At 59.5% G+C, this 18,783-nt stretch carries 15 protein-coding genes; 5 read left to right on the forward strand and 10 right to left on the reverse strand.

Annotated features, from left to right (window positions below):
- Nucleotides 1-6 precede the first annotated feature (6 nt).
- The 9 genes from J7447_RS01300 to J7447_RS01340 all read right to left on the reverse strand — a co-directional run bounded on the left by J7447_RS01300 (nt 7) and on the right by J7447_RS01340 (nt 10,470).
- Nucleotides 7-1,053 (reverse strand): hypothetical protein, encoded by a 1,047-nt coding sequence (locus tag J7447_RS01300; RefSeq protein ID WP_209168511.1) that lies wholly within the window; start codon nt 1,051-1,053, stop codon nt 7-9.
- A gap of 123 nt (nt 1,054-1,176) precedes the next feature.
- Nucleotides 1,177-1,452: a DUF6460 domain-containing protein gene (locus tag J7447_RS01305; RefSeq protein ID WP_031269649.1), complete on the reverse strand. Its 276-nt coding sequence runs from the start codon at nt 1,450-1,452 to the stop codon at nt 1,177-1,179.
- A 560-nt stretch (nt 1,453-2,012) separates the two neighbouring features.
- Nucleotides 2,013-3,137 carry an AraC family transcriptional regulator gene (locus tag J7447_RS01310; protein WP_209168512.1) on the reverse strand — a complete coding sequence of 375 codons (1,125 nt, stop codon included), beginning with the start codon at nt 3,135-3,137 and terminating at the stop codon, nt 2,013-2,015.
- A 149-nt stretch (nt 3,138-3,286) separates the two neighbouring features.
- Nucleotides 3,287-5,497, reverse strand: a complete 2,211-nt coding sequence (locus J7447_RS01315) for a 3-hydroxyacyl-CoA dehydrogenase NAD-binding domain-containing protein (RefSeq protein WP_209168513.1) — start codon at nt 5,495-5,497, stop codon at nt 3,287-3,289.
- Nucleotides 5,498-5,515: 18 nt separating this feature from the next.
- Nucleotides 5,516-5,899 (reverse strand): cupin domain-containing protein, encoded by a 384-nt coding sequence (locus J7447_RS01320; RefSeq protein WP_023001781.1) that lies wholly within the window; start codon nt 5,897-5,899, stop codon nt 5,516-5,518.
- Between the two features lie 2 nt (nt 5,900-5,901).
- Nucleotides 5,902-7,110 (reverse strand): acetyl-CoA C-acetyltransferase, encoded by a 1,209-nt coding sequence (locus tag J7447_RS01325; RefSeq protein ID WP_209168514.1) that lies wholly within the window; start codon nt 7,108-7,110, stop codon nt 5,902-5,904.
- Nucleotides 7,111-7,137: 27 nt separating this feature from the next.
- Nucleotides 7,138-7,776 carry a glutathione S-transferase gene (locus J7447_RS01330; protein WP_023001779.1) on the reverse strand — a complete coding sequence of 213 codons (639 nt, stop codon included), beginning with the start codon at nt 7,774-7,776 and terminating at the stop codon, nt 7,138-7,140.
- 104 nt (nt 7,777-7,880) lie between these two features.
- Nucleotides 7,881-9,677 (reverse strand): acyl-CoA dehydrogenase C-terminal domain-containing protein, encoded by a 1,797-nt coding sequence (locus J7447_RS01335; protein ID WP_209168515.1) that lies wholly within the window; start codon nt 9,675-9,677, stop codon nt 7,881-7,883.
- A 331-nt stretch (nt 9,678-10,008) separates the two neighbouring features.
- On the reverse strand, nt 10,009-10,470 hold the full coding sequence (locus J7447_RS01340; RefSeq protein WP_023001777.1) for a MerR family DNA-binding transcriptional regulator: 462 nt from the start codon (nt 10,468-10,470) through the stop codon (nt 10,009-10,011).
- Between the two features lie 422 nt (nt 10,471-10,892).
- On the opposite strand from J7447_RS01340, the gene J7447_RS01345 reads away from it, so the two are divergent.
- From J7447_RS01345 to J7447_RS01365, 5 genes are all read left to right on the forward strand, one after another.
- A complete protein-coding gene (locus tag J7447_RS01345; RefSeq protein WP_209168516.1) occupies nt 10,893-14,963 on the forward strand; it encodes a peptidoglycan-binding protein in 4,071 nt (1,356 codons plus the stop codon).
- A gap of 46 nt (nt 14,964-15,009) precedes the next feature.
- Entirely contained in the window at nt 15,010-15,306 is a 297-nt protein-coding gene (locus J7447_RS01350; protein ID WP_209168517.1) for a hypothetical protein, read from the forward strand.
- A 78-nt stretch (nt 15,307-15,384) separates the two neighbouring features.
- Nucleotides 15,385-16,314, forward strand: a complete 930-nt coding sequence (locus tag J7447_RS01355) for a sulfite exporter TauE/SafE family protein (protein ID WP_031269647.1) — start codon at nt 15,385-15,387, stop codon at nt 16,312-16,314.
- Entirely contained in the window at nt 16,311-17,093 is a 783-nt protein-coding gene (locus tag J7447_RS01360; protein WP_023001774.1) for a TIGR02186 family protein, read from the forward strand. The genes J7447_RS01355 and J7447_RS01360 overlap by 4 nt, the downstream gene beginning before the upstream one ends.
- 187 nt (nt 17,094-17,280) lie before the next feature.
- Nucleotides 17,281-18,411 (forward strand): AI-2E family transporter, encoded by a 1,131-nt coding sequence (locus tag J7447_RS01365; protein WP_209168518.1) that lies wholly within the window; start codon nt 17,281-17,283, stop codon nt 18,409-18,411.
- Here the strand turns inward: J7447_RS01365 and J7447_RS01370 are convergent.
- A complete protein-coding gene (locus tag J7447_RS01370) occupies nt 18,408-18,695 on the reverse strand; it encodes an antibiotic biosynthesis monooxygenase family protein (protein WP_209168519.1) in 288 nt (95 codons plus the stop codon). The genes J7447_RS01365 and J7447_RS01370 overlap by 4 nt on opposite strands.
- Nucleotides 18,696-18,783: the final 88 nt, after the last annotated feature.

The following is an 18,783-nucleotide window of genomic DNA, read 5'->3' on the forward strand; positions in this document are numbered from 1 at the left end:
GCCGGTTCACACCAGGATATCGGACACCTGCAGGGAGACCGATGTCGAACCGGTTGCGGTCGAAACCCCGTCCGTACCCGCAGGGCTTGCGGTGGAAGCCGGGTCTGGCTGCGCGCTGAAATCTGAGGCCCTCAGTGCCTTGACGCCGTCCTTGAGATCGGCACGGACGTCTTTCAGATCTTTTTTTGTGTCGCGCTCATCGCGCTTGAGCAAGCGCTCTATCTGTTGGGCAAGAGACTTGATGTCCTCAGCCATCTTGGCGAGGGCTTCCTTGTCGCCCTGCAGCCCGGACCTGCGGCTTGCGGCGAGTGCCTTGTTCGTTTCCTGTTGCTGTTCTGTGTAGGTCAGGACAGCCGCTTTCAGGTCTTCCCGCCAGCTGTCCGGATCCTGTGCGCCTGCGGAAGAACCATCCTGCTCCACTCCGGTCTGAGCCTGACCCGTCGCCTGGCTCTCCGGTCCCGAAGTCGCAGCACCCATTTCAGATCCGGATACCGGAATTTGTGTCTCGGGACTGCTCGCTGCCGCAGACACCGTCTCGACCAATGCGGAGGTTGCATTAACCTGCGTCCCGGCACCGGTTATGATATCTGCTGTGGCGGCGATGTTTGAAGCGCCTGAAAGAACACCCGTGCCGACGCTTCCACCGCTCAAGCTCTGACCTGCCGACTTGAGGTCCTGGGAGGCGGACTTGAACTCCTTGGAGATCTGTTTCAGCTCCTTGAGCAGACGCTTGGCCTGCTCCGGCGTTGCGAACCGCAGCATTTCCTTGAGCCGTTCGATGCGCTTCTGGACCATCTCGATCTTTTGCCTGCGCATCGCATCCTTGTTGTTCTCTACCGAGCGGGCGAGGCCGTCGCTGAGCTCAACAGAATCCTTGTAGGTTTCGAAGAGGGATTTTGCCTTGTCCTCTTCGTCGGCCGAACCGTTGGCCCCCAGAAACGTGGTGAGCGTTTGTGCGGCAGCAAGCGAACCTGAGCGATTGCCCGCACCAGAACCCGCGCGGGCGTAGGCCTGGTAGGAGGCAGCAAATTTCGATGTTGCGATGGCGGACATGCAAGGGCCCCTTAAGGCTCGGGGAGGTTCCGCCAGTTTCAGTTAATTATGATTAAGAAAGGGTTAATTTCCCGCAAGGGTTGCGTGCTTGCCTTAAGTGACAAACGCAGGCCTCTGCCGGGACTAGCGGTTTCGACCCATGGCCAGAATGCGAGTAACCAGCCAGATCGGGACAACCACCATTGCGCCGATAACCAGATACTTGCCCAGGCGTCCAAGGGCGTTGAAACCCATGTTCCACAGGCGTTCGACAAAATCGATCGACATGGTGATCAGGTCGAGCGGGTCGAGGTTCAGCGCGGACAGGATAATGCCGACAACAAAGGACAGGAACACAAGCCGCAAAAGCACCTGGGCTGGTGAACCTCCCAGAAATCGGCTCAGGCCGGTGTCGGACATATGTGTCTCCTGCATGACGTTGCTTACCATTCCTGGCCAGAAGTTAGGAATATTCGGTGTCGATTACAATGAGGCCTGGCAAGCACGGCGGCAACTCCAGTTCGTGCGAAGGCCGTTTGTAAAATTTCTTATTAATTAAGTTTGGTGTCGTAATTCGTAAAGTTCTGTTCGCTTCCTGCCAAAGACGCAGCGGCCCTGTTGGCGTATTAAACTTTCAGGAATGTGCATCTAGATTGTTTGCGGCCACCCACAACCGCGACGGTCTGCCTTCCTCTACCTGCGGTGAAAGACAGCCGCCGGACCGGCACAAGTGTTGAACCGGCAAAAAAGCGCGCACACTGCAGGATGGGCCAGCCGCCATCGACCCGTCCTGTTCTTCATGCAAATGAAAGAGCAGCCGAAAGCGGTATTGGCGGGTTCAGTCGAGTGTTCTCTACGGAACCGCCGGCAACAAGAATGATCTCTGGCACGGTGGTGACAAGCCCGTAACCGCCGTGCCGCAATTCTCAAACCATCACAGCTTCGCGGTGACCAAGCCCTGTCAAAGGCTGGAGACGAAATCATTTTGTGGCAGCGGATTGCCGAACAGCGGAGGGTGTCGCCACCGTGACCCTGGAGCGCTGCATCGGTTGCTTGCGCCCCGTCGTGGAATTAGCAGCAGCAGCAGGAGATCTGGAGCGGGGTGCATCCCGAACCTTCTTGGGGGAGACGCCAAACCATGTCTTCACGGCGCGCGAAAAGGTGCTCAGTTCCGAAAAGCCGAGGAGATAGGCGATCTCCTTCATCGGAAGGTCCGTTCCCAGAAGATATCGTTCGGCTGCGGAACGTCGTACTTCCTCGCTTAGCTGACGGAAGCTGGTGCCTTCCTTTTCCAGAAGCCTCTGCACCGCGCGCTGCGACATGCCAAGTTTTGCTGAAATGAGCGGCAGGGTGCATGTCCCGGTCGACAGACTGGCGGAAACTTCATTGGCAATGCGCGACAGCGGAGATTCAAACTGGCCGAACCTTTCCAGTTCCGAATTCGCAGACGTCAGGATGATCTCGTAAAGGTGGGCGTCGTGGCGCCGGAGTGGTCGGGAGAGCAGCGTTTTCGGAAACGAAATCCTGTTGCGGGTCGCGCCGAACTTGATCCGGCCCTGATATTTCTTCTGAAAATTGGACGTGCAATTTGGTTGTGAGGTCGCAAGCTCGATAAGGATTGGCGGCGCTTTCATGTCGAGTGCATGTTCAATCTGCTGGGTCGCCCAACCGATGCGTCCGAACACGTTCTGTCGCCATTCACCGCGTCCTTCAAGGATAGGCCATTCCACGAAGCCGCCGGTCTCGTCTTCCTCGAAAATTACCCGATAGGCATTGGTTCTGATCGGACTGAACTTCGCCCAGGCCTGACAGGCCTCCCGAAGTGACGGAGCGCAGGCAAACAGATAGTCGAAGATTGAAAAACAGCCGATGTCGATCGTGTTGAACAGATCGAACATGACGGCGTCATCGCCCAGGACATTGGCGATATGTTCAAAAACGGCATGCCAAGCGGCTATCGGCACGGTGCCCTGAGGGTCGTCCAGGCTGGCGAGATCGAATTCATAATCCCTGGCCATTTGAGGCCAGTCCAGATTGGCGTTTGAACAGATGTCGCGCAGAACGCGGAAGACATCCGAGCGCGCCCATTCGCCATCTAGCGGCATTCGTATCTCCAGCCTGCCCATGCTTAATTCCAAGCAGAACTGTGCATGACAAGTCACGCCGGATCAAGTTTTGTCGTAAAATGCTAACAATTGCTGGCGAATGCGATAGGGCGATGCCGCTCCCGTTCGGAAGCGGCATCGGTTGTCGATCAGGCTGCGTCCTTGACCTTCGCTTCGGCTTTCGGCGGGAATTTGCCGTAGAACGTCTCGTTTTCCTTGGCCATATCCTTCAGCAGCTTGTTCGGCTTGAAGCGCGGTCCCCACTTGCGGGTGAACTTCTTGCACAAGTCGACAAACGCCGGCGTGCCCATCATGTCGATATAGCTGAGCGTACCGCCGGTATAGGGTGCGAAGCCGAAACCAAGGATGGAGCCGACATCGGCTTCACGCACATCCGTCAGGCATTTTTCCTCGAAGATGCGGGCGGTTTCGAGAGCCTGCATCACCAGGAGACGCTGCTTGAGTTCCTCGATGTTGAAGCTCTCTGCGGGTTTCGGCTGACCGGTGACTTCCGGAATGCCGGGCCACAGGCTCTTGTCCTTGCCCTTGTAGTCGTAAAAGCCCTTGCCGTTCTTGCGGCCGAAACGCTCCTGCTTCACCACCATCTCTTCCAGGATGTTGTCGAGCGGGCCTTCGACATATTTGACGCCGAGGTCCTTGCGGGTGGCGGAAACAATCTTCCAGGCAAGATCCAGCGCCACTTCATCGCCAAGCGACAGCGGTCCGACCGGCATGCCGGCCATCTTGCCCGCATTCTCGATCATGGCCGCCGGAACGCCGTCCGCAAGCATCATCAGACCTTCGCGGATATAGGTCATGACGACACGCGAGGTATAGAAGCCGCGGCTGTCATTGACGACGATCGGGGTCTTCTTGATGGCCTTGATATAGTCGAGCGCCATGGCAAGTGCGCGGTCGGAGGTGCGTTTGCCGAGGATCACTTCCACCAGCATCATCTTGTCGACCGGCGAGAAGAAGTGAATGCCGATGAAGTTCTTCGGCCGCTTGGACGCCTGCGCCAGGGAGGTGATCGGCAGGGTCGAGGTGTTGGAAGCATAGATGGCACGAGACTTCATCACCGCCTCCGCCTTCTCCGTCACCGCCTTCTTGATATCGCGATCTTCGAAGACGGCTTCGATCACCAGATCGCAATCTGCCAGGGCTTCATAATCGACGGTGGCGGTGATCTTCGACAGAAGCTTATCCTTCTGTTCTTCGCTCGCCCGGCCACGCTTGATCGCCTTGGTGATCAGCTCTTCGGAATGAGCCTTGCCCTTGTCGGCAGCTTCCTGGTCGCGGTCGATCAGCACGACGTCGATGCCCGCCTGTGCCGTGACATAGGCAATGCCTGCACCCATGAAGCCTGCGCCGAGAATGCCGATCTTGCGGATCTTGTTTGGACGCTGATCCACCGGGCGGCGAGCCAGCTTGTTCAGCTCCTGCATGGAGACGAACAGCGAGCGGATCATGTTGGCGGCTTCCGGGGCCTGCAGCACCTTGGCGAAGTAGCGGCTTTCCACCTGAAGCGCGAGATCCATCGGCAGCTGCAGACCTTCGACGACGGAGCGCAGCAGGTAGCGGGCACCCGGATAGTTGTCATAGGTCTCGCGGCGGTAGATCGCATTGGCGGCCGGCCAGAACTGGAAACCAGCGGGGGAATAGACCTTGCCGTTTGGCAGCTTGTAACCCTTCTTGTCCCAGTCCTTGACCGGGTCGAGGCCTGCCTTCAGCATCTTCTTGGCGGCGGCGACCAGTTTCTTGGTCGGGGCGACTTCATCCACCAGTTTCATCTGTTTGGCCTGGGGTGCCCGCAGGGTGCGGCCCTGGAGCAGGAACTGCATGCCCTGCTGTCCGTCCGTCATGCGCATGACACGCTGGGTGCCACCGGCGCCCGGAAAGAGGCCTACCTTGACTTCCGGCAGACCCATCTTCAGGCCTTCGTCAACGACGCGGCCGTGACAGGCCAGTGCCAGTTCGGTACCGCCGCCCATGCAGGTGTCGGCAACGGCGGCGACGAAGGGTTTGCCGCAGGTTTCCAGCTTGCGGTAGACCTGAGACAGCTTGCGCGATCCTTCGAACAGAGCCTTGGCCGCAGCTTCCGCGTCGTTACCGCGCTTGATGTGGAAGTCCTTCAGAAGCCCTTCCAGCATGGTCAGGTCGGCACCACCGGAAAAGGCGGACTTGCCGGACGTGATCACGGCCCCCTTGATGGCGTCGTCACTTGCCACCTGGTCGACAATCGCATCCAGCTCGTCCATGACCGACAGATCGATGACGTTCATCGATTTTTCCGGCATGTCCCAGGTGATCAGGGCAAAACCGTCCTCATCGGTTTCAACGGTGAAATTCTTGTAGCTCATTTGATGGTCCTCCTCGGGTCAGGCGCCGGTCGACTGCAGATGGGCGCGCTGTTGCGCAGCCGTCTTCGTGCCGTCGACGACAACGTCGCCGGTGTGTTTGGTCTCTGCGGGTTCGAACAGCATCACCCAGCATTCGTCTTCTGCGAGCGGATTGTGCTCGACGCCCTTGGGCACGACGTGCATGTCGCCGGCGTTCAGGACGACATCGTCCCGGTCGCGGTAGCGGATGGTGAGGCTGCCCTTGATGATGAAGAAGAGCTCGTCCTCGTCCTGGTGGTCGTGCCAGACGAACTCGCCTTTCAGCTTCGCAAGCTTGACGCTCTGGTCGTTGACGTCGGCCACCACACGCGGCGACCAGTAGTCAGTGATCTGGGCGAATTCCCTGTCGATGTTGCTGATCATGATCAGACCCGCTCGATGATGGTCGCTGTTCCCATGCCCGCGCCGATGCACAGCGTGACGAGAGCGGTGTTGAGATCGCGGCGTTCCAGTTCGTCGAGCACGGTGCCAAGGATCATGGCGCCGGTGGCTCCAAGAGGATGGCCCATGGCAATCGCACCGCCGTTGACGTTGACCGTTGCCGGATCAAGATCGAAGGCTTGCTGGTAACGCAGGACGACGGAGGCAAAGGCTTCGTTGATCTCGATGAGATCAATGTCCTTGATGTCCATCTTGGCGTTTTTCAAAAGCTTTTCGGTAACATCCACCGGACCGGTCAACATCAGGGCCGGTTCGGAACCGATATTGGCGAAAGCCTTGATGCGGGCACGCGGCTTCAGGCCGGAGGAACGGCCTGCGGTGCTGGAACCGATCAGAACGGCGGCAGCTCCATCGACAATGCCGGAGGAGTTGCCGGCGTGGTGCACATGGGTGATCTTTTCGATTTCCGGATGCGCCTGGATGCCGACCGCATCGAAACCGCCCATGTTGCCCATCATTTCGAAGGAGGGGTTGAGCGCGGCGAGCGACTGCATGTCGGTTTCCGGCCGCATGTGCTCGTCCCGGTCAAGAATGGTGATGCCGTTGACGTCCTTCACCGGCACGACGGATCCGGAGAACCGGCCATCTTCCCAGGACTTGCCCGCGCGCTTCTGGCTTTCCACCGCATAGGCATCGCATTCATCGCGCGAAAAACCGTATTTGGTGGCAATCAGATCAGCCGAGACGCCCTGGGGCATGAAATAGGAGGGGATGGCCACCTGCGGCTCAATCGGCCAGGCACCGCCGGAAGCGCCAAGGCCGACACGGCTCATGCTTTCCACGCCGCCGGCGATTACCAGCTTGTGCTGGCCTGCCATGACCTGGGCCGAAGCCATGTTGACCGCGTCGAGACCGGAGGCGCAGAAGCGGTTGATCTGCATGCCCGGAACCGACTTGTCGTAACCGGCCGCAAACACCGCCGCACGGGCAATGTCGCCTCCGGCTTCCCCGACCGGGTCGACACAGCCCAGGACGACGTCGTCCACCCGGGTCGTGTCAAGACCGTTCCGGTCGCGGATCGCTTCCAGCGCGGTGGCCGCAAGCCGGACGGCGGGCACTTCGTGCAGCGAACCGTCCTTCTTGCCGCGTCCGCGCGGCGTGCGCACGTGGTCGTAGATATAGGCTTCGGGCATCAGATCCTCCTCTAGATCGGATTGGCCTCAGGTCTTATCCGGCAAGGGATGGCCGGGCATGAGGTCGTAAGGATGTTTCCAGCCGGGCAGAGCCTTGATCCGCCCCAGCCACTTGGTGACATTCGGATAAGCCTCGAGATCGATCCCGAGCTCACCTTCGTAAAAGAGGTAGCTGCACAGCGAGAAATCCGCGCTTGTCGGCTTCTTGCCGATGGCGAAGTCATTCTTCGCGAAATGCTTGTCCAGGATGGCAAGGGCGGATTTCGACCGCCCGTCGAGCCATTTGACCACGTCCGTCTCGCCGGTCTTCATCAGCGTGCGCAGGAAGCGCAGCGGGCCGAGCAAGCCGGAAACCTTCTGGTTGTCGAAGATCGTCCAGCGCAGGATTTCCCGCCGCTCTTCATCGTTTTCCCAGCCAAAGGCGCCGAACTTCTCGGACAGGTCGTCCATGATGACGGCGGACTGGGTCAGGATGTCATCACCATGCACAAGCACCGGCACTTCACCCATCTCGTTCAGCGTGTCCCGGAATTCTTCGGTTCGGGTGGCCCCGTTGAAGAAGTCGACCCACTCCGGCTTCCAGTCGGCGCCGCACAGCTCCAGCATCAGGGCCACCTTGTAGGAGTGTCCCGACTGGGCCATGCAGTGAAGAACGTATTCAGCCATAACTTGAAATTCCCCTCGCAAATCAAATTGGAACGCGACTATAGCCGCCGGTTTCGATTTGCGGGCTCAAATTTCCGCCATCAGCGAGCTGGCCCCCGGACGCTTTAAAAAGCGTCCGGGGCAACCGACATCATGGTTTCGGACCCGGACGAGATTCGGGCAAGATGCGCGCCCGTTTCCGGCAAGGTGCGTTCCATGAAGAAACGCCCGAAGGTCAGCTTGGTTTCCAGCCATTCGGCCTTTTCGCCTGCACCTTCCGCGACCTTTTCCTGAATGGCCTTTGCGATCTTCGCCCACATGTAGCCAAGGGCAACAAGCCCGAAGAGATGCATGTAGTCGACGGAGCCGGCGCCGGCGTTGTCCGGATTCTTCATGGCGTTGTTCATGAACCACATGGTCGCGGCCTGAAGATCGTCCATGCCCTTCTTCAATGGCCCGGTGAAGGCGGCAAGGGCTTCGTTGTCCTTGTTCTCCTTCAGGAAGGTATTGACCTCGTTGAAGAAGCTCATGACAGCCCGACCGCCGTTCGCGGGCAGCTTGCGGCCGACGAGGTCCAGTGCCTGGATGCCGTTGGCGCCTTCGTAGATCATGGCAATACGGGCATCGCGGACGAACTGCTCCATGCCCCACTCGCTGATGTAGCCATGGCCACCGTAAAGCTGCTGGGCATTGACCGCGTTGGCAAATCCGGTGTCGGTCAGAACGCCTTTGAGCACAGGTGTCATCAGCCCCATCATGTCGTCGGAGAACTGCTTGGACTTTTCGTCGTCGGACCTGTGCGAGACATCACCATGAAGCGCGGTCCAGATGACGAGAGCACGGGCAGCTTCGTTGAACGAGCGGATTTGCATCAGGGTGCGGCGTACGTCCGGATGCACGATGATCGGGTCGGCGGGCTTGTCCGGGTTTTTCGGTCCGGTGAGGGCGCGGCCCTGGATGCGATCCTTGGCGTAGATGACGGCATTCTGATAGGCGACCTCCGACTGGGAGAGCCCCTGAACCGCAACGCCGAGGCGGGCCTCGTTCATCATGGTGAACATGGCGCGCAGGCCCTTGTTCTCTTCCCCGACCAGCCAGCCGGTGGCATCGTCGTAGTTCATCACGCAGGTGGCGTTGCCGTGAATGCCCATCTTGTGCTCGATCGAGCCGCAGGAAACGCCATTGTTGTCCCCCACCGAGCCATCGTCGCCGATCGCGTTACGGGGCACGACAAACAGCGAAATGCCCTTGGTGCCTTCCGGGGCGCCCTCGATGCGGGCCAGCACCAGGTGGATGATGTTTTCCGCCATGTCGTGCTGACCGGCTGAGATAAAGATCTTCGTACCGGTAATCTTGTAGGAGCCGTCGGCTTGCGGCACTGCCTTGGTGCGGATGAGGCCGAGATCCGTTCCGCAGTGCGGTTCGGTCAGGTTCATGGTGCCGGTCCAGGTTCCGGCGATCATGTTGGGAAGGTATGTCTGCTTCTGATCATCCGTGCCGTGGATCGTCAGGGCCGCAACGGCCCCTGCGGTCAGGCCCGGGTACATGGAAAAGGCCATGTTTGCGGAAGAGGCAAATTCATTGAAGACGGTGGTCAGAGTATGCGGCAGGCCCTGTCCGCCGTAATTCGCGTCCGCCGACAAGGTGCCCCAGCCGTTTTCGCAAAACGCCTTGTAGGCTTTCAGGAAGCCTTTTGGTGTCGTGACCGTGCCGTCGTCGTTGCGCGTGCAGCCTTCGCTGTCGCCGGTCTGGTTCAACGGCTGGAGAACTTCTTCCGCGAACTTGCCACCTTCGCGCAAGATCGCTTCCACAAGGTCGAGAGGTGCATCGGAAAAACCTGGCAGGTTGGAATATCGGTCATAGCCGAACACGTCCTTCAACAGGAAAAGCGTGTCATCGACGGGAGCGGTATAGCTCGGCATGGAAATCCTCCCAGATCTGCCGTTTATGTCTCGACCTTACGTTTCCGTAAACGTCACCTTGAGGCCTATATACGCGTGTTGTTATTGCCCGGCAAGTGGTGTCCCAACGGAAGGGTTGTCAAAAAAATACGCCTAAAACATGCTGATGGGAATGATTTCCGAAGGTCCCGTACGCGAAATCGTGTTGCGAGGTGTCGTTTTTGAGGAATTTCTCAGTTTTGGAAAAAGGGTGTCAATTCTCGCAAAAATTGCAAGTTGGCGGACGCACAAACAAAAACCGCCGGCGTTGCCGCCAGCGGTTTCAAAACTCTGAGGTCGAAAGGAAAGGGACTTATGCCTCTTCCGCTTCCTTGTGCTTCAGCATGCCGGAAACGATCTCGACAGTGCGTGACAATTCCTCGATGGCCTGTTCGATGTCCTTGCGCTGATCTTCCAGAACGGCGATCTGCTCGTTGAACTTGGACAGGGCGACGCGGAGCTGGGTCACCTGACCGTCGCGCAGGTCGTAAAGGTCGAGCATGTCGCGGATCTCGGACAGGGAGAAGCCAACGCGTTTGCCCATCAGTACCAGTTTCAGGCGGGCACGGTCGCGGCGGTTATAGACGCGGTTCAGGCCGTCGCGCTTGGGGTTGAGCAACCCCTTGTCTTCGTAAAAGCGCAGCGTGCGCAGGGTGCAGTCGAATTCTTTCGCCAGGTCGCCGATTGTGAACTGGGTTTTCTTTGTGCTGTCGTCGTTTGCGGACACAACGTCCACAAGATCGTCTTCATTGAGGATCGAAAGCGCTTCGCTCATAGCAGTTTGTTCTCGTTTTTCAGCCGTTGTCCGGCTCATCGTTGATGTTTTGCAGTTTTCGAAACCCGCTCCGAAGACATGATCTCCAGTGCGTTCTCAGGCGATGCGGTTGTGTGCACAGTGGCTCAGCCGGTTTCTTGCGCACTGTTTAGCTTACGTTTGCGTTAAGGTCCAGTCACGGAAGGTCGCAGGGGGAAAATTCGTTAACGCAGCGTTTGCCGATTCGCGTCACCCTGATCGCGTGAACATCGGATTTTCATTCGAAAACGGTCTGTTTTCGCATTTAGCAAGGCCAATTAACGGCCTGTTTACCCTAAAACGACAAAGTCTTTCAAAACGCTGTGCCTGTCCCGTCCTCGGCGGAATCATGGCGCAGCCTGTTTCATCAGCGGTCTGAATGACCGTCAGCCCAGGGTCAAGAGATGCCGGCTTGGAAGAAAAACGAGGCAGGACGCCGCGGCCGTGATGCGTATGAAGGCGACGACTTTTACGATGCACCACGCCGCGAGCCGGCGCGAAACCGCATAGAACGGTTGACGCGCACTGCAACGGCGCTTGGCAAAAATGACCGTTATCCCTCCGAGGAACGTGACGAGGATCTCGACGCCGTGGCCGACGAGCTGGACCGGCTACTGGCCGACCAGGCGGAACCACGCCGGCCCGAAGTGCGTCGGCCGGAGCCTCACCAGTCTGCGCCGCGCCGCAGGGTGCCTCGTCGCGAGCCGGGCATTGATGAAGTCATGGGTGCGCTCGACCGATTGGACGAACAGGTGCAGGGGCTTGCGAGCCCGGACCCGCGGGAAGACTATCGTCAGGAGCATCGCGCGGACTACCGGGATGAGCCGCTTCGGCCGGCGCCGAAGCCACGTCCTCGCCCGGGGAGCTATGCCATCGACAATCTGCCGGCTGACGAACCCTATTATGACGAGGACGATGCCTACGAAGCGCAATATGCGCCGCAGCCCTCTCGCCAGCGCGACCGGGACGTACGCTCCAGAAGCGAAGCGTCCATGCATATCTACAAGGACCTTGGCCGCCGCATCGACGCATTGAGAGCGCCGCAGGAACAGGCCTTCAATCAGGTTCGCGATGAGCTTGGTTCGCTGCGCGAGGCACTTGGCGGCCTGTCGCGCGGCACCAACGAAACCGTGAGCCGGCAGAATGCGGAACTGCGTCGCCTGTCCGACATGGTCGAGCGTCTGCGTGCCGACAAGAAGAACGACCAGCTGGCCCGCGAGATCCGCAAGGAAGTCGCCGACCTGAAGGACATGGTCGGCCGCACGAACGTGGAAGGGGCACTCCAGACCCTGGAGCACGGGTATGCCCATATCCTGCAGCGCCTTGATGAATTGTCCCGTGCGTCTGTGGATCCCCGCGTCCTGCGCGGTGTGACCGCGCGCCTGAATGAAATCGAGGACGCCTTTGCCGCGCTGCCGCGGTCCGAGCACATGATGGTGCTGGAAGACCGGGTCGTCAGCATTGCCGAACGTATGGAAGAGCTCCTGCAGCGCAAGGGCCATGCCGATATCGAACCGCTTCGCGCGGAACTGCGTGAAGTGCGCGGTTTTGTCGAACAGATCGATATCAAGGGTCTTGTCGAGGGTATCGATGACCGGATGAAGTTCGTGTCCGGCCGCCTTGACGATCTGGAAGTCCTGGCCCGGGAACAGCGCGGCCTGGACAGCCGTCTGTCCGCCATGGAACAGCGCATGCCCGAGCCGGAAACGATCTCCAGGCTGCAGGGCCGCTTGGAAGACATCGTCGGCATGATGGCCGACGACCGTGCAGCTCCGGCGGACACTCAGCATCTGGGTCAGGTTGACCGGCGCCTCGACGAGATCGTTGACCGTCTCGAGAGGATGGAGCAGGCAGGTCCGCTTCCGTCGACAGACACGGGCGCCTTTGCAGCGCTGGAACAGCGTCTGGAAACGATCTCCGGCAAGATCGACGCGATCGAAAAGAAGTCTGCGCGCCCGGTGCCGGTTTTGGATGCAGCCGCGATGCGGTCCGGCGGCAATGCGCCGGACACCAAGTTCATGGCCCAGCTTCAGGAGCGGTTGAACGATCTGACTGCTCGTCTGGATCAGCCGAAAGACACGGTCACGACATCGGACCTCGACAAGCTGCGCGCCGAGATCGGATCCATGCGTGCCAGCGTGTCGGCACCGGCATCGACAGAAGCGCTCGAGCAGCGGATTGCCGATCTGGCACAGATCGTGTCGAAGGGGGCCGAAGTTACCGACGACAGCCGCTTCGAACAGCTTGGAGCCAAGGTTGCCGCGCTCGCGGAACAGATCGAAAGCACGTCCACTCAGGCGTTCAGCATGGAGCAGTTCTCACCGTTCCTGGAGCGGATCGAGAAGGGCCTGGAAAAAACCCGCTCAGACGTTGTGGGCATCGCCCGCGAAGCGGCAAGGGAAGCGATCGAAAGCGCACCGGCACCGAGAAACGGCCAGTACGATCAGGCCATCACGGAGCTTCAGTCTGATCTGAAGCGGTTGCTTGACGCTGCTGAAGGTACTGACGAACGGACGCGGAACACCTTTGACGGGGTCAAGTCCGTGCTGGGCTCTCTGACTGAGCGCCTGGACAACCTGGAACGTGCCGACCACTTCGGTGAAACGCCGGCCTCCAGCTTCTCCCCGATCAAGGTTGATGAACCGGCCCCGTTGTTCTCCAAGGCCCCACAGGCCAGGAAGACGGAAGGCGAGCAGCAGCCCGCTGATGCACCGCAGGCACCGCGTGCCGATGACCGGACCCGTGATCGCAAGGCAGACTTCATCGCAGCTGCCCGCCGTGCAGCACAGGCAGCTTCCGCGGAAGCTGCCCAGCTGGAAAAGCGGCAGAAGGTAACGGAAGAACCTGAAGCTGCCGACGAGGAACGCGGCAAGGCCCGTGTCGGCTGGCTGCGCAACGTTCTCAAGCGCGACAAGTCCGCAGCGAAGGAAGACAAGGCCGAGCCGGTCGGAGATCTGGAGCTGAATGCCGAGGACGTTGCCGATCAGGCGTTTGAAACCCAGGATTCTGCCGTTCTGCCGGGTGATCGCCCGGCACCGGAAGCTCCGCAAGCCTCCAGCGGCCGTCGTCGGGCCATTCTCTATACAGCTGCCGCCGTTGTCCTGTTGATCGGAACACTGCAGGTGTTCCGCCTGGCAACCGGTGGCCCGGAAGAGGCCGATCAGCTTGCCGCGAACACGCCGGAAACCGTTGAAGCGGTTCCTGCGCCGGAAATGGCAGACGCTGCTCCGGCACAAGCCGACGTGCAGCCGGACGTTGAGGTTACTAGCGAGGTCGCTCTGGCAGAAAGCCGCGGCGTCGGATCTGCGGCCGAAGGCGCAGAATCCGGGGCTGTCAGCGCGATGCCGGACGAGACAGCCGACACGATGTCAGAACAGGCCCAGGCTGTTGCATCAGCGCAGTCCGCGCCGCCGCAAACGACACCGGTCACCGAAAGCAGCAATGTTGAGGCTGCTTCCGCGTCCGGTCCGCTTGCCCCTGAAACCGAACTGGCGTTCGCGCCGCCCGCAGGCGTTGCAAGCAGCTTCGGCGAAGCAGGTGAAAGCACTGTGTCCGGGTTCCAACCGGCAAGCGAAGCCGGCGCTCCGGCAAGCCTCCTTGCAAACCTGCCGCCGGAAGGCGTTGGCCCGATGGCGCTGCGTAGCGCTGCTGCCAGTGGCAATGCGGCCGCAGAATTCCTGGTGGGTGTGAAATTCACCGAAGGCAGCGGTGTATCGGCGGATCTGTCCAAGGCAGCAGTCTGGTATCAGAAAGCGGCCGACAAGGGTCTCGCGCCTGCTCAGTACAGGCTCGCAAGCCTCTACGAAAAAGGCCGTGGTGTCGACAAGGACCTGCCAAAGGCAAAGGCCTGGTATTCCAAGGCGGCCGAAGCCGGTAATGCGAAGGCCATGCATAACCTCGCGGTTCTTTATGCCGAGGGAGGTGGTGAACAGCCCGACTATGCAGCTGCTGCCAAGTGGTTCGAAGAAGCCGCCAATTTCGGCGTCAAGGACAGCCTGTTCAACCTGGGCATCCTCTATGCCGGAGGCATCGGCGTCGATAAGGACCTGGTAGCCAGCTACAAATGGTTCGCGATTGCGGCCGATCAGGGCGATCCGGAAGCAGCCAAGCGCCGCGACGATGTCGCCAACATGATGGATCAGGAAACCCTGGCCAATGCCCGGCTCGCGGTTGAAAACTTCAAGCTGAAGACGCCGAACGCGGCAGCCAACAAGGTGACGATGGAGCCGGGTTGGGTGGACAGCGCTACATTGCCGGCGGAAAAGGTGTCGATCCAGGCACCCGACAACACGGCCATGGTCAAGGAAGCCCAGGACAAGCTCAACTACCTTGGTTTTGACACCGGTACCCCGGACGGCCAGATGGGTCCGCGCACCCGCAGCGCGATCCGCGCCTTCCAGCGGAGCATCGGAATGCCGGAAACCGGAGAAGTCGACAACCGTCTGCTGGACGAGTTGAAGAGCCAGGCGATCTAGACCATCCCTTGGTGTATCCTGGGTGGGCGCGACAAACGGCGACCTGATGAAACAAGCACCCAGCCAGGCCAGATGCCCGGCTGGGTGTTTTCACATTGCGGCCCGCATTGTTTTTTTCACGGCGACACGAAATGGAATTTTCTTCGGTAACGGCGCTAAAGGCAATTTGCCGATGGAAAAGGCAGAGCCTGAATGCAGTCAGATATTCGAACGTGAAGCCCTATGGGCGTGGTTTCAAAAACAGACCGGAACGCGGGATATTTGCGCAACGCAATGGTCGAATTCCGCCTGGCACTTGTCTAAAATCGGCGAACCGAACCAAACAGACCTGCTGGCCGGTTGACATGCTGGACTCTACAGGTCTTTAACCATTTCATCGTAATCTTTACGCAGTCATTTCTGCAGTTTTCCGGTTGATCCCGTGCAATTATACCTGCCCATAGCCGAGATTCCGGTGAATATCTTCGTGATATTCGGCATGGGCGGCGCCGTGGGTTTTCTGTCGGGGCTGTTCGGTATTGGCGGTGGCTTCCTGCTGACACCGCTTTTGATCTTCTCCGGTATCCCGCCCGCGGTTTCCGTTGCCACTGTCACCACGCAGGTGGTTGCCTCTTCATCATCGGCCGTCGTCACTTATTGGCGACGAAAGGCCATCGACCTGAAACTCGGCACAATCCTGCTCTGCGGCGGTGTCATAGGGTCGTTTATCGGCGTCATATTGTTTGAGGTTCTGCAGTCCATCGGTCAGCTGGATGTCGTGATTTCGCTGTCCTATGTGACGTTCCTGGGCGCCATTGGCGGCCTGATGCTGTTCGAATCCATCCGTGCCATCCGTCGGCGCAAGTCCGGCGTTGCGCCCAAAGCCCGCAAACCCGGTCAGCATAACTGGATCCACGGGCTGCCGCTGAAGGTCCGTTTCCGGCGCTCCAAGCTTTATGTGAGCATCATCCCGGTTGTCGGCCTTGGCGCGATCATCGGCTTTCTCGGCACGATCCTGGGGATCGGCGGCGGCTTCATGATGGTGCCTGCGCTGATTTACCTGCTGCGCGTGCCCACCAGCATCGTCATCGGCACATCCCTGTTCCAGATCCTTTTCACAATGGCAGCCGCGACCGTGTTCCATGCCATGGGCACGAAGACTGTCGACATCGTTCTGGCCATGACGCTGATGGTCGGCGGCGTGATCGGAGCCCAGTTCGGGGCTCGCATGGGCCAGAACCTGCGCGGCGATCAATTGCGTCTGCTGCTTGCGCTTCTGGTCCTGGCTGTCGGCTTGCGCTTTGCGGTCGACCTGCTGCTGACACCGGATGATTTCTATTCCATCGCGATCCGGAAGGGGGCAGGGGCATGAGCCGGCTGATCCTGCTTCTGTCAATTGTCGTTGGCCTGGTAACCGGCGCTGCTGCCCAGAGCCGGCCGAACCAGGAACTGGTGACGTCCCTGTCCTCGGATCTGATTTCGATCCAGTCCAATTTCACGGGCACGGAAATCGTCATCTTCGGGCAAGCCAGCAACATCGAGCGCCAACCCAACGATCCGAGCGGCTATGAACTGGCCATCGTCGTGGAGGGACCACCGCAGGACATCACCACGCGGCGCAAGGGCCGTTTTCTGGGCGTTTGGGTGAACCGGGAGGCCGAGCGATTCCAGAACGTTCCTTCCTACTACGCGGTCGCCAGCACCATCAATATCGGCAACCTTGCGAACCGCACGGTTCTTGACGACCTTGGCATCGGCCTCAACCACATCAACCTGGCTGTCTCGGGCGTTTCCAATGTCGCTCTGTCAGACAGGGATGATTTTCGCCGCGCCTTCGTCCGGCTGCGGGAGCAGATGGGTCTTTACTCGGAACAGCAAACGTCGATCACCTTTCTGACCGACACAATGTTCCGAACAAATATTCCCCTGCCAGCCAACATCCCCGTGGGCGACTACAAGGTCAAAAGCTTCCTCTTCCTCCACGGCGAGGTGGTGGCCCAGACGGAGCAGACGCTGGCTGTTGCCAAAAGCGGTTTCGAACAGGTCACCTTTGAACTGGCGCAGTCCTATCCGTTCTTCTATGGCCTCCTCGCGGTGTCACTGGCCATTTTCACAGGCTGGCTCGCCGGTGTGATCTTCCGCAAGGACTAGGCAGACCCGATCTCGGCCCGCCGATTTCGTCTTCTCGAGCCGATTGTGTCCTACCGGCTTACCCATCTGACTGACCGTCGAATGTTATCGTCGGAAACCGCATGTTCGCGCACTTTCCGCTGGCGCTTGCCGCCGCCGCGGCTATTCTCGAGTCCAAAGAATTTTCAGGCTGTTGGGGCAGGCGGACATGACAGAAGAACCCTCATCCACACCACGGGTGGAAACAGTTGTGAAACCTGACCCGACACTGGATGCAAAGGTCATCGATATCGCCATCCGCCTGGGCGTTCTCGGGCTCTTTGCCTATTTTTCACTTCAGCTCGTCGCGCCGTTCTTTCTGTTCCTGGTCTGGGCGGTTGTGCTGACGGTCGCACTCTATCCGGTGTTTGACTGGCTCGTCGCCAGGCTTGGTGGACGAAAGGTTCTTGCAGCAGTCCTGATCACGCTCTGCTGTCTTGCAATCGTGATCGGTCCCGTTGCCGTGTTGATCGTCAGTCTCGTGGACACGCTTCAGGGCTGGTACCACGGCATGGCGAACGGCGTCCTCAAGCTGCCACCCCTGCCTGAAAAACTCGCCGGGTTGCCGGTCGTCGGTGCCAAGATTTCCGAATTCTGGCAACTCGCCGGTCAGGGGCTGGAACAACTCCTGGCCAAGGTCGGGCCGACGCTGGTGCCGGCCGGCAGCCGCATCCTCGGTGTTCTGGCTTCGCTCAGTGGCAGCGTGCTGTTCTTCATCGTCTCCATCATACTCGCAGGCTGCCTGTTTGTACCGGCCCCGTCCCTGGCAAAGGGCAGCAAGCTGTTTGCCGACCGCATCATCGCGCCGCGCGGATCGGAATTTGTCGATCTGGCCGGTGCCACCATCCGCAACGTCTCGCGCGGTGTCATCGGTGTTGCTGTCGTCCAGGGGCTGCTGACGGGGATCGTGCTGATCGCGTTTTCCGTGCCGCTTGCCGGCGTCCTGACCTTCGTGGCGCTGATCCTGTGCATCATCCAGATTGGTCCGGCACTGGTGATTATTCCCACGATCATCTGGGCCTGGAGCTCCTGGGAACTGGTGCCCGCACTCCTGTTCACCGTGCTGATGGTTCCGGTGATGCTCATCGACAATGTCCTGCGGCCAATCCTGATGTCCCGTGGCCTCAACGTGCCGATGCTGGTGATCCTGATCGGCGTTCTCGGCGGCACCATTGCCTATGGCTTGATCGGTCTCTTCCTCGGGCCCGTCATCCTGGCGGTGTTCTACGAACTGATCATTGCTTGGGTGAAGGCAGGCGAGAAAAGGCCGCCTGAAGCGACGACCTTGCCCGATCGCTAGAGCGTCTGAAAATAGCCACTCACCGGATCTTCGGCGAGATGGCCGGAAATCATGGCCCAGGTTCCGTCAGCAATCAGTCCGTCGATATGTGCCTTGTGGATTGCTTCGTTTTCCCAGTTTTCGACAAGCGTGAAGCAGCATGCATCATCCAGGTCCTTCAGAACCTCGACACCCTGACATCCGGACACGCCCGGAAGATCGGCCGAAACCGAGTGCATGATGGCTTCAAACGCCTCTTGCCGGTCCTTGAGGGCCTTGAATTGAACGACAACTTTTATGGCCATGGAGGGTCCTTTCCGCGTCGGCTGTATGTTGCCGGCATGGGATAAACAGCCAAGGCAGCTGGCGACAGATCCATTCCTGCTGAACGGC

Source organism: Labrenzia sp. R5_0 (genome assembly GCF_017743835.1).
Taxonomy (GTDB): domain Bacteria; phylum Pseudomonadota; class Alphaproteobacteria; order Rhizobiales; family Stappiaceae; genus Roseibium; species Roseibium algicola.